Below are 11,769 nucleotides of genomic sequence, written 5' to 3'. Positions count from 1 at the left end.
CTTCACAATTAATCCGGCGTGAACCCGAACTCTTTTTGCTTGGCTCTAAGCTCTTTGTTAATATCCTTGACTCCCTGCTCCAGCGACTCTCTTATATTCATTCCGCCTAGAACGACGCGGTTCCAAGCATTATCGATGTTCCGAGGCGTAAAATATCCGCCAAGCACATACGGCTGTTCCTTGTAATACTTCAATTGCTCCGATAGTGCCTTCAAGTCATCCTCTGGCCAAGGCAGCTGCGTGAAGGCTTCCATATTAGCCGTATTCCAGCGGGCCTCGACGCCAAGCAATGCTTCCAGCTCTTGCGCGAATTGCACCTGACTGTCCTTGCTCGTCCACCACTTCAGAAACTCCCAAGCTTCCTTCTGATGCTTGGATTGCTTGAAGATGGCTACGGATTGCGCAACCCCGCCGCTCGTACGATCAATCTTGCCTTCTTTATTGATATGTCCCGGCGAAGGTGCTACGCCCCAGCGGCCAATCAGCTCAGGCGCTGCCGTAGAGAGCAGTACGTAGGTTAGATAATCCGATATCCCTATTGGCATTTCCCCTGTACGGAACCGGTTGAAGAAGTTCGCGGCAACCGGAAATTTGTAATTGGTGTACAGCTCCGTCCATTCCGTAAAGGCTTGGAAGGCTTCCGGAGAATCAAGCGCCGACTTCGCTCCGTTCTGTTGATAGAATTCTCCTCCGTTCTGATAGAGGAACGGCATGAAGCCGAGCGAAGAAATCGGATAATACATCTGCATACCGTTCTGCTGCAGGATCGGCAGCATGGCATATGTGTCTTCCCAGGTTTGCGGAACCTGCACGCCAAGCTCCTTCAAGATATCCTTGCGATACACCAATACGTTGAAATCCTGCGTTTCCGGCAGCGCATAATTCCCGCCGTTATAGCGGAACGGGATCAGCGAGCCCGGCAGAAACCGTTTGCTCACTTCCTCGTAATCCGGAAACTGGGCTAAATCAACGGCAGCATCCCTAATCGCAAACTCGACGGGCAAATGGGAGTCGACTCCGGTCGCGACATCCGGCGCTTTGCCTGAACTCGCCGCGAGCAGCAGCGTATTGACGGAACCCGAATTGAGCTGTCCGGCCGGGAGCGTGTTCACGTTGATGCGTATGCCGGTCTTAGGCGTGAACTCTTCCTCCGCCATTTCCTTCATGATCTCCGCCCATTCTTTGCCCCGAGACACCCATACCTCAAGTACCGGACCTGTTGCCTGTGCCGGCTGGTCCTTGTCGTAGACGCTGCCGACGCCGGTGTAGTCTTTCGTAAAGGACGCGATGAAATTCTTCACCGTACTGACGGACTTCTGAAAGAAATTTGATTTCACCTTCGGATACTTCGTGTCCGGCGAGCTGACCAGCAGGTAATCCAGCACGAGCGGGACATTCTGGAGGCCCATCAGCAGCGTGCTTAAGTTGGTCTGGCTGTTGCTGAGCTCCGAAATTTGCCTCGGAATCGAATCGGGATTCTTGATCATTTTCTCGAAGGTATGATTCATCATACGAAGACTGTTTACCGTACTCGGTTCCTTCTCCGATATGGCATTCAGTGCATCCATTTGGACAAGCAAATCATCGGCAATGATCTTCAAATCATCGATAAGCTTAGGAATCTTCTTCCCTAGCTCGTATTCGAAGTTTGGATCCGGCGTCGGTCCGGTGACCATAATAATGCGCCTGTATAGATCGGATAGCTTCTGCGTATCCGCCGTTAAGTTCTCGACAATGGACTGATAAGGCCCGACAACCGCCACCATCGTGATGGTATGCTCGCCTGCAGTCAGATGCATGAGCAGCGGCTGCGCATCTCCGTCTTCCGTGTCTTTGTGAAGGGTTTCAATTCGCCAGTTTCGGGAATAGGAGAACGGATACTCGGCCAGCTCTTGAAACGGAACCTTCCCATCTATGAGAATTTGGCGATAAGACGGTAACCCATCGCCCCACCATTGTCCAAATTTCATGCCGATCTTATATAATCCGTCCTTCGGGACCGAGAACGTCCATGAAGCCCTCTGTCCGCCTTTTCTCCAGCGCCAGTCGCCGAATGCATTCAGTAGTTTCGTACCGTCCCCTGCCGGTTCCATTAAGGGATCGCCATTGGATTCTCGGCGAATCGTCGGATCGGATTTCATCGGATTGTTCTCCGCTTGCACTTTCACGTTCACTTGCTGTACCGGCTCGAAGCCTTGTGTTTCGTAGCCCTTCTCGATTTCGCCATAACCAGGCAATTGCTCCGGAGACGTCACACGTATTTCATCCAGCGCCATCGCTTCAACCAAATAATTCATGCGAATCACATGCTTGCCTGCACCGAAGTAGAACTGAAAGGGCTCTGAGTACAGACCGTTTCCATCCATGATCGCGGTTTCCATCCAGATCGGCTTCTCGATTTGTTTCGGCCGAACGTCATCGCCTTGATTGTTCTGAAGCGGTTTGCCTGCATCCATCCAGTTGCGGGTGAAATAGATCCGCTGCGCTTCGCGGAAAGGACTCTGCCCATCGATGAGCAGCTCGCGCTGGATCGGGAGCCTCTTCCCGGCTAGCGGATAGTAGCTCGCCACGAGGCTGTAAAGTCCATCCTCCGGAACTTCAATCGTCCACTCCAGCCATTCCGTATCCTTCTCCCATATCAGTGCGGAGGAGGTACCTTCAACTGCTTCGGTTCTTGGCTTAACGCCTCCGAACGCTGAATAGTGATCGGCTTGCAGACTGGCCTCGAAGGCTTCGGCCTTCTTATACCCCTTCTCCTTATACACGCCTAACGTTTTCCCATAGGTTGGCTTCAGAATGTCGTCAACGGACATATCCGTTAAATCCGCTTGCGGTACGCCTTGATTCTGATTGCGATCCCGTAAACGCTCGCTGGCATAGGATTGCATGGTATCGCCAAAAGTGACCGAGAAAACAAGAAAGGTGATTGATATAAGCATGACTTTCTTCCATTTCCATGCATCATTCCAATGCCATTTCAACAATCCTCACCTCTTTGCATTCAAGTAGGAAGGGGTAGCAATGGCTCCTACCCCTTTCGTTCCTATGCTTCTATTTGGCTGTTAATTTCTTGAGCTCATTGTCTACATTCTTCTTCGCTTCATCGAGCAGCTTCTTCGGCTCGCCTTTTCCATTGAGCGCTGCATCCGAGGCTTTGAACGATTCATCCCACAATTTCTGACCTGCCGGGGTAACAGGACGGGTATGCGCGATTTCCATTAAATCTACGAATACTTTCAATTTTTCTTTTTCCGTGATCTTGAGCTCTTCGTTTACTTTCGGCATCGCCGTTATATCGTTGCCGGCATCGGCGCGTTTACCCCACAGCAGCGTGCCTTCATAACCGGCGATAAATTTAAGGAGCTCCCACGATTCTTTAGGATGCTTGGCTCCCTTAGGCATAACCCACGACCAGCCGCCTGCCCAAGTGGTTTGCGCGTAACCGTCTTCGGAAGGCATCGGAGCGACGCCCCACTCAAAGGTTGGTTTGACCTTGGCATTGCTGGTCAGATCGTTCAAGATCCAGTTGCCGTCGAACACAAAGCCGACTTTGCCCGTCCAGAACGGGTTAATGCCCGTTTTGCCCATGACGTCGTTGAACTTGTTAATCTTGGCCATGTCGTATTTCTTGGCATAGCCGGCCATCCATTCCAGCGCTTTCACGATTTGCGGATCGTTCGGCGTTAATTCCTCGTTCTTCGCCCATTCTCCGCCAAAGTTCCAGCCCTGCGTATATAAGAAGCCTTGATTCATCCATGGAATAAAGCCGACTTGTTCGTACCCGCTGCTCGTTTTCTTAAAGATCTTCTCCGCTGCCGCATCGAGCTCGCTGATCGTGGTCGGCGGTTTCTCCGGATCAAGACCCGCTTCCTTCATCAAGGTTTTGTTATAATACATGGCGCGGTTATCCGTGCCGAACGGCATCGCATACAGCTCGCCTTTATAATTTCCTTCGGCCCATACGCTTGGATAATAATCGTCCGCGCTTACATCGGCGTCAATCTCGAGGTAGGGGTTCAAGCTCTCGATCGAGCCTTTAGCCGCCCATGCTCCGGCCATGAAGCGATCCAGCAGCGCCACATCCGGCGGCGTGCCTCCGGCAATCAGCGTCGTTAATTTCTCGATCCCTTGCTCGGCAATGTATTTCACTTTGATATTCGGGTGCAATTTCTCGAATTCGCTGATGACGATCTTGGTGTAGTCCGTCTGGAACTTGCCACCCCAGCCCCAGAAATCGAGTGTAACTTTCTCATCGCTGTCTGCGCTCGCTGTATTGTCCGGGGCTGCTGTGTTGTCTGGGCTTGCCGTATTGTCTGGACTTGTTGTACTCGATGCGTTGTTCGCTTCGGTCGTATTCGTTCCATCATTCTCGCCATTCGTACCCCCACAGCCTGTCAATACCAAACTTACCGATAGTGCAGCAATGAAAAACTTAATCATGCCCGGTTTCAAAGCTAGAGCTTCCATACCTTTTCTCCTCCTATTAACTCGTTTTACTGGGTATTCGTCGCTACACGTTCTCAGTGTAAACGCTTTTATTTCCTGTGGTAACGAGACTGCTTTTGCATTTAGTGTACTATTTTGACTTGATATGGTTTTTCTCGTAAAAAGATGGCGCCGGCTCCCAAACGTACGGAGCAGATCACCTCCTCAGCGGCAAAAGTGAGGGTATTCGCTAATAAATGCTGCTTGATTTGCAACATTTCCAGCCCGTATGAACTAAAAACAGCCAAATGTTGCGCGATAGGCAACATTTGGCTATGGAATCGCAGTCAGGAGGCTAGTTTGGACGAAAATGTTGACTTATGTGCAACATTTTCGCCACTAGCCTCCTTTTGCATTGGAAATGTTGCCTGTTATGCAACATTTCAGCTAGATACGGTACTGCTAGGCTATAACGTGTCCGGCGTGGGATGCTCCGTCTTGCTGCGCTCCTCGGCCTTCACTTCAATGAGGTGAGCATCGAGTTTCCGCTTCAATTCGGCCAGCAGCGCTTTCGGCTCGCCCTGTAAATTGACAGCCAGTTTCTGCACCCGGTACAGCTCATCCCACATATATCCGCCTATCGGCGACACCGGACGAATATATGCATGGTCAAGCAGGTTAACGAATACCTCTAAGTTCTTCTTCTTATCCAAGCCCAGCTTCTTATTCACTTCCGGAATACTGCTCAAATCATAGGTTTGGCCGCGGCCTGCCCAGAGATACGAGCCCTCGATCCCCGCCACGTATTTGATAAATCGCCAGGCTTGTTCTTTATGCTTCGCGCCACTCGGCATGGCGAACGACCAGCCCCCTGCCCAAGTTACCGATTGACCGCTTTCTTGGGTTGGCATAGGCGCAATTCCCCAGTCGAAGCTCACGTCATCCAGATCATTCAACAACCAATTCCCTTCATAAATAAATCCGACCTTCCCGGAAGCGAATGGGTTTACCCCGGCCTGCCTGATTGTATCCGAGAAGCTTGCCAGCTTCTTAGGGTCATACTTCTTCGCATAACTCTGCATCCATTCCAGCGCCTGCACGTTCTCAGGATTGTTGGGCGTCAGTTCTCCATGGTTCTCCCATTGACCGCCGAAATTCCATCCATTCGCATACAAGAAACCTTGCGCCATCCATGGAACGAAACCCACTTGCTCATAATTGCCCTTCTTATTGAGGCTGAACATTTTCTCAGCCATGGCATCTAACTCGGCAATCGTGGTTGGCGGCTTATTGGGATCAAGGCCGGCTTCTTCCATCATCGTTTTATTGTAAAGCATGGCACGGCTGTCCACGTTCCATGGCAAGGCGAATGTCTTATTGTTATATTGCGTTTCCGGCCAAATATTCGGATAGTAGAGGCTAGCCATGCCATCCTGAGTCACATCGCTCGACAAGTCCTCCAATGCCCCCATCGCCGCCCATTCGCTGACTAGGAATCGGTCGAGCATGGCGACATCCGGTGCCCTGCCTCCCGCGATGGCCGTTAACAGTTTATCGGAAGCCTGAGAATTATCGGAATTCTCGACAAATCTCATTTTGACTTTAATATCGGGGTTTGCTTTCTCGAAAGGTACGACGACCGTATCGTGAAATTCTTTCTGAAATCCCCCGCCCCATGGGAACCAGAAGCTTATCGTTACAGGACTGCTGCCATGCTTCGCCGTGCTCTTGGAATCCTGCTGCAAATCCGTCAAGTCTGCAATGGCCTCCGAACTCGAACGGGTCCCTTTGATAAATAAGACACTCGATAACATGATGATGATGATCATGAGGACAAGCATGAACGAAACAAGCTTTTTATTGCTTAAAAGCATTTTCATCGTGACCTACATCCTCTCTTACATTCTCGCGAAATCAGTTGCTTCTACTGCCCTATTGCGTCAGGCGCTCAGCCGGCATGCTTGCTTTGATTTCTCTGTGTAAGTGGGATCGTCATCGTGACTTCGGTGCCAGCGCCATGTTTGCTTTGAATCTCGATTCCATATTGCGTGCCGTAAGCGATGTGGATTTGCGAATTAATATTCCGCAGGGCAAAATTATCGTATTCCTCAGGCCCTTTGCCGCCTAGGATAAGCTGTAGATCGGAGAGCTTGTCTGCCGCAATGCCCGCACCATCATCCGTTACCTTAAACTTCAAACAGTCATCTTCGTGGATAAAAGCTACATCTAACCGGCCTTTACCCGACTTTTTCTCCAGACCATGATAAATCGCGTTCTCCACAAGCGGTTGGAAAATATACTTCAATACCGTATACTGCTCAAGCGAATGATCGACATGCAAATGCAGCGAAAACTTATCCTGGTAACGAATCTTCTGAATCATGATGTAGCTGTCGAGCAGCTGAATGACCTCGCTGACGGCAACCTCGTCCCTGCCTTCATTCAAGCTTACCCGCAAATATTTAGACAGCCCGAATATCATCGTACTGATGTCGTCTACCTTGTGAATACGGGCAATCCAATGAATCGAATCCAGGGTATTGTATAGAAAATGGGCATTGATCTGAGAGCCCAGCATCTTGAGCTGAAGCCCCTGTTCTAGCAGCTTCTGCACGTATAGCTCGTTAATCAACTCCTTGATACGAGCAACCATGCGGTTAAAATGACTGAACAGATAACCAAATTCATCCTCCCGCTTATCTTCGATGCGGGCGTTAAAGTCGCCATTCTCAGCCTTGCGCATCGCTCGAATCATCTTCTGAAGCGGTCGATGGACCGTTGAGGCAATAAAGATCGCAAGCAGAATGCCGATGAAGGCGAACGCCAGCCCAAGAGAGAGGATGTACCACCGCAGACTGCCTGCTTCCTTCATTAAATCAGCGCCCGGAAGCATACCGACCAGCGTCCAATTACTCGTTTCCAACCGGTTATAGACAACCAGCATCTGTTCCCCATCCACTCTAGTGCTTACGATTCCTTGGCTTTCTTTACCTAGGGGAACACCAAGCTCACTGGACAGACGTAACCCATCCTTATCGCCGATAATCTGCTCCTCATCATCCACAATGACATTCATGCCTGATCCGTTGTAGTCGATTTCCGACAGAATCTCGATGATCTCCGTTGGATCGACTTCATAGACCAGCACGCCTATAATTTCTCCACGGGTCGTAAAGTTTTTCTCGGCACGGCCAAAGCTGAATACCAAATTGGTGTCGCTGCCTCTAATGAGCGACGGTCGAATGCCAAAATAGACGACTTCGCCGTCAGCCTCCCGAATCTGCTTATACCAAGATTCCTGCATAAATTCATTAGCGTAAGCGTTATAGGAGGGAAATGACGTCTTAGGCGAATAATGGAAAGAGAACCCTTCCTCGCCCAGCAGATAGATATCATTGATGTCGTTTCTTGAATTGACCAGATTCGATAAGAAAGCCGTATTCGCATCATTATTCTGTATTTCCTCTGTCTCGTTCGCGAACTTTCCGATCAGCTGTTTCTGAATCTCCTCGCTGCCAACGACCTGAAGGGAACGATCCTCATAACCTTCCAAGAGAATATCGATCCGCTTGCTCATCTGCTGCACATTCTGAAGCGCCATGCCTCCGATTTTGTTCTCCATCAGCTCAGCGGATTTATCATAGAAGAGATAGCCCATTACGGTAATAATAATCAACATGCTGGCTACGAATAGGACAAATACTTTCATACCGACAGTAGGGAGCTTCAGCTTACCGAAGAGTGACGACATGATGGGTTCCCTCTCTTCTTATGTGCCGTAGTTTCGAAATTGGGCAGGGGTGATCCCTTCCGATTCCTTAAAGGTTTTGACGAAATGCCGAAAGTCTCTATACCCTACAGATTCCGCAACCTCATAGATCTTAAGCGGCGTCTGCTCGAGCAGTTCCTTCGCTTTGGCGACTCGAATGCGAATGAGATAACGGCTCAGCGTCTCCCCAACCTCAGCATGGAATACCCTGCTAAAGTAGGAAGGATTCATATAGATCGTTTCTGCTACTTTATTGAGGCTGATGCCATGATGATAGTTATCGTGAATGTAGCGCAGGGCGATTTCGATTGTACTTCGCTGTCCGGACCCGGCAGCAGCTCGATCTTTCTTCAGAAAAGCACTTATGATTGCGTTCTTCCAGTTGCCCAGCGTACAGCGGTACAGCTCAAGCTTCTGTTGATGGGTAACGAAGTAGGCGTCAGAATGCTCTCTCCCCAAACACAGCTCCTTCCACTTGGATAGAAGGGTCCCGAGATACATGTTCATCTCACATCGAACGGCAAGCGCGGAAGTCTCTTTAACAAGCTCTTCAAGCAGCTCCGTCTGCTGGTCAAGCAGATCGGTTAGCTTCCCTTCGTCCATAAGCTTGATGGCATGAAGAACGCGATTCATCCATGCCATATCGAGTGCATCGGCTTTCATCGCAATGGAGGGTATGCCCGCGGTGAACATAACCGTTTCTTTTCCTTTACAGTCTCGAGCAGCTGCTTCTTCCGGACCATGCACTCGACCAGGGCCGTACAATACATATCTCGCACTATTTGTAAGCGCTTCCCTAAAAGCGACTACTAGTCGTTCTCCCTCTACCATGCTGCTGATGCCGATGCTAATTTGAATGCCTAGCACTTCGAGCGCACCTTCTATCATCAGCTTCGCGCAGCGGTAGACTTCCATAGCAGGATCGGCTGTTACCTTCTCCCACGAGCTAATAAGCGCTGCATCCGCAAATTCATTCTCATGTAAGGGACAGGCCACGCACGATACATCTCCCTCATGAAAGACCTCCTCCATGAGTTTGCCAAGCGCATATCTAAGTTGTGAGCAGCCCCTCTCACTTATTTCCCGCTCACCCCAATCATGGATAACGGCTGATAGGACAATGAGTCGATTCGGTTTCAACTCAATGCGAAGCGCCTCCCACTTCGACAATAATTCCGGACCGGCAATTGGCTGGGTTAAACACATTTCCAAATGCTTCTGCCTAGCGAGGGGCAGACTCTCTCTCACACGACCGGAAAGCTCTTCTAAGCGGAGGGCAAGCTCTCTCTTATTCGTAATTTCGCAGATGCAGCGCTCAATAATCTCCATGAGAACCTTTTCCTCGATGGGCTTGAGGATATAATCGAAGGCTCCCAGCTTCACGGCTTTCTGCGCATATACGAAATCACTGAATCCGCTGATAAAAATCACCTTGATGTCCAATCCTCTTCGCTCGATTTCTTCTATTAATTCCATTCCGTCCATAGTGGGCATTCTAATATCCGAGATGACGATGTCCGGAGCATTCGAATCGATCAGCTTCAGTGCCTCACATCCATCTTCGGCATCGCCTATGAATGTAATGCCATGCGAGCTCCAGTCAATCGTCTGTTTCAATCCTTCACGAATCCAGCGTTCATCATCGACTACCATAAGTTTGATCACTTTATTTGCCCCCCTCGATCAATCGTTCCTCTTAAACCAGACTTTGACTTTCATATTACCGAAGCCGGGGAAGTTAAATAAGGTTGTTATTTTTGGATTTGGTGTATTATTTTTACCTTGCATGAATCCTCCTTATCGTTTCCTATATTTGAAGAAATGCCCATCGCATAATTATACAATAATCGAACAAATAGACCGTTCTTTGTCGAACGGTTGAAGCGATCTTTAGCGAAAATTAAGCACAAAAAGGGCCAACCCGTATTATAAGGTTGACCTATGTCGTCATTCGTTGTTCCTTATGCCTCCTTAAGTCCGAAGGTCTGCAGCGGTCCGAAGGTGGTCATTCGGGTTATCAACAACGCCATCTCTGCGGGAGAAAGCTGCATGCCGTGTTCCAACCAGTGCTGGATGACTCCTAAATTTGCAGCAGCCAGATAGGCAATAATGTACTCACGCGGCATTGCTTCCTGTTCGGACGGAATCAAGGACAGCTTATTGTAGATAAGCTTCTCCATTATTCTTCTGATTTGAATGGGATAAGCCGGATCGCCTTTAGGCCCTAAGAGAACTCTGAAAAATACGGCATGCAGCGTAAAGAAATCGAACAGTTTCAGGAAGGCCGGATCAGGCTCGTTACGCGCGGCATATTTCATGAGGAGAATAGGGTCGATCTCATTGACGATTGCTAGAATTTCATTAATCATATCCTCTTTGCTCAATTCTAGTAAATCGTATTTATCCCGGTAGTGTAAATAAAACGTACTCCGATGCAAGCCGGCCTGCAGCATCAAATCCCGGATGGTTATCGCTTCTAATCCTTTCTCTTCCAATAAGTCAATTAAGGCGTCTCTGAGCATCAGCTTCGTTCTTATTATTCTAGGATCTGTCTTGTCCTGCATGTTCTTCCACCTCGAAGTGAACTAATTTCGCAACTAATGAACTTCCTTAAGCCGTGTGTCGAGTAGTCGACTTTTAAGCGCATCTTGATTATTGAATTAATCGTCCATCTCATTATAATAAACTGTGTGACGACTAATCAACACAAGGTCGATTAAATGGGAGGGATTGTATATGAGATCGGAGACGACCCGTATGCAATATACGCGAGAATTTTTAGGCCAGCATCCTATTTTGTTTCTCATCTCTATTGTCATCCTTAGCTGTTGCGGGGTCATTGCGACATTCGGCAGTCTCTGGACGATTCCGGCGATTTGCGTTGGCGCTGTCTTATTTATCTTAATCGAATACACGGCACACCGATTCGTTCTTCATGAATGCCCGCAATTTGCTCCTAAATCCTATAAAGGGCATGTCGCTCACCATGAGACGCCTAACGATGTAAAGCATTTATTCGGACCGGTAGCTGTCGATGTGTATGGCTATTTGATTATCCTCGCAGCGGCGTATTTGGTAACGGGATTTGATTGGCATCTGTCACTGGCCGTCGTGTTCGGTACATCCAGCTTTCAGATCTATTATCAATGGCAGCATTATATCGCTCATCGCCCTATCGTACCGTTCACGCCTTGGGGGAAATGGATGAAGAAAAGACATCTGCTGCATCATCATATGGATGAGAAAGCGATGTACGGCGTAACGAACCCTGTGATGGATATGGTCTTGCAGACTAACCGGCTAAAGCGTAAAAACCGCAGCACTTCATTTCCTAAACCGCATAAGGGGGATGCTGCACATGAGCGAAATGACAAGAAAATGGCTTAGTTGGATTGGCATCGTATTAGCCATTATCGGCTGTTTCTTTGCCACTGCCTGGATGGGCAGCATAGCTGTTATCCTCGGACTCGTTTGCATGGCAACCGGTCAAACGCCTGTGCGTTGAAAATAGATGCAATTCCAGTCGGGTTGCGATGATGCGACATACCTACCTTACTTTAGTCGAAGCAGATAAC

8 protein-coding genes are annotated in these 11,769 nt (G+C 49.0%); 2 read left to right on the top strand and 6 right to left on the bottom strand.

Annotation, left to right across the window (positions count from 1 at the left end):
- Positions 1-8 precede the first annotated feature (8 nt).
- The 6 genes from BLW29_RS15180 to BLW29_RS15155 form a co-directional block, all read right to left on the bottom strand.
- A complete protein-coding gene (locus tag BLW29_RS15180) occupies positions 9-2,981 on the bottom strand; it encodes an extracellular solute-binding protein (protein ID WP_090980949.1) in 2,973 nt (990 codons plus the stop codon).
- Positions 2,982-3,051: 70 nt separating this feature from the next.
- A complete protein-coding gene (locus tag BLW29_RS15175; protein ID WP_090980947.1) occupies positions 3,052-4,467 on the bottom strand; it encodes an ABC transporter substrate-binding protein in 1,416 nt (471 codons plus the stop codon).
- A gap of 425 nt (positions 4,468-4,892) precedes the next feature.
- Entirely contained in the window at positions 4,893-6,305 is a 1,413-nt protein-coding gene (locus tag BLW29_RS15170; protein WP_090980945.1) for an ABC transporter substrate-binding protein, read from the bottom strand.
- A 68-nt stretch (positions 6,306-6,373) separates the two neighbouring features.
- Complete coding sequence (locus tag BLW29_RS15165; protein WP_090980943.1) at positions 6,374-8,176, bottom strand: cache domain-containing sensor histidine kinase; 1,803 nt, start codon at positions 8,174-8,176, stop codon at positions 6,374-6,376.
- Positions 8,177-8,194: 18 nt separating this feature from the next.
- Positions 8,195-9,859 (bottom strand): response regulator transcription factor, encoded by a 1,665-nt coding sequence (locus BLW29_RS15160; protein WP_090980941.1) that lies wholly within the window; start codon positions 9,857-9,859, stop codon positions 8,195-8,197.
- 296 nt (positions 9,860-10,155) lie between these two features.
- Entirely contained in the window at positions 10,156-10,758 is a 603-nt protein-coding gene (locus tag BLW29_RS15155; RefSeq protein WP_090980939.1) for a TetR/AcrR family transcriptional regulator, read from the bottom strand.
- A 172-nt stretch (positions 10,759-10,930) separates the two neighbouring features.
- On the opposite strand from BLW29_RS15155, the gene BLW29_RS15150 reads away from it, so the two are divergent.
- Together BLW29_RS15150 and BLW29_RS31445 are read left to right on the top strand one after the other, a co-directional pair.
- Positions 10,931-11,581 (top strand): sterol desaturase family protein, encoded by a 651-nt coding sequence (locus BLW29_RS15150; RefSeq protein WP_090980937.1) that lies wholly within the window; start codon positions 10,931-10,933, stop codon positions 11,579-11,581.
- Entirely contained in the window at positions 11,553-11,699 is a 147-nt protein-coding gene (locus tag BLW29_RS31445; protein WP_177186641.1) for a hypothetical protein, read from the top strand. Before BLW29_RS15150 ends, BLW29_RS31445 begins: the two co-directional genes overlap by 29 nt.
- Positions 11,700-11,769: the final 70 nt, after the last annotated feature.

Origin of the sequence: Paenibacillus sp. CF384 (genome assembly GCF_900106745.1) — a bacterium.
In the GTDB taxonomy this organism is placed as follows: domain Bacteria; phylum Bacillota; class Bacilli; order Paenibacillales; family Paenibacillaceae; genus Paenibacillus_Z.
Note: the sequence above shows the minus strand (reverse complement) of the source record. Positions and strands in the feature narration are given on the sequence as shown.

Excerpts from the sequence above, each read along its gene's own strand:
- BLW29_RS15175 (WP_090980947.1), bottom strand. The coding sequence starts at position 4,467 with ATGGAAGCTCTAGCTTTGAAACCGGGCATGATTAAGTTTTTCATTGCT.
- BLW29_RS31445 (WP_177186641.1), top strand. The coding sequence starts at position 11,553 with ATGAGCGAAATGACAAGAAAATGGCTTAGTTGGATTGGCATCGTATTA.
- BLW29_RS15170 (WP_090980945.1), bottom strand. The coding sequence starts at position 6,305 with ATGAAAATGCTTTTAAGCAATAAAAAGCTTGTTTCGTTCATGCTTGTC.
- BLW29_RS15165 (WP_090980943.1), bottom strand. The coding sequence starts at position 8,176 with ATGTCGTCACTCTTCGGTAAGCTGAAGCTCCCTACTGTCGGTATGAAA.
- BLW29_RS15155 (WP_090980939.1), bottom strand. The coding sequence starts at position 10,758 with ATGCAGGACAAGACAGATCCTAGAATAATAAGAACGAAGCTGATGCTC.
- BLW29_RS15150 (WP_090980937.1), top strand. The coding sequence starts at position 10,931 with ATGAGATCGGAGACGACCCGTATGCAATATACGCGAGAATTTTTAGGC.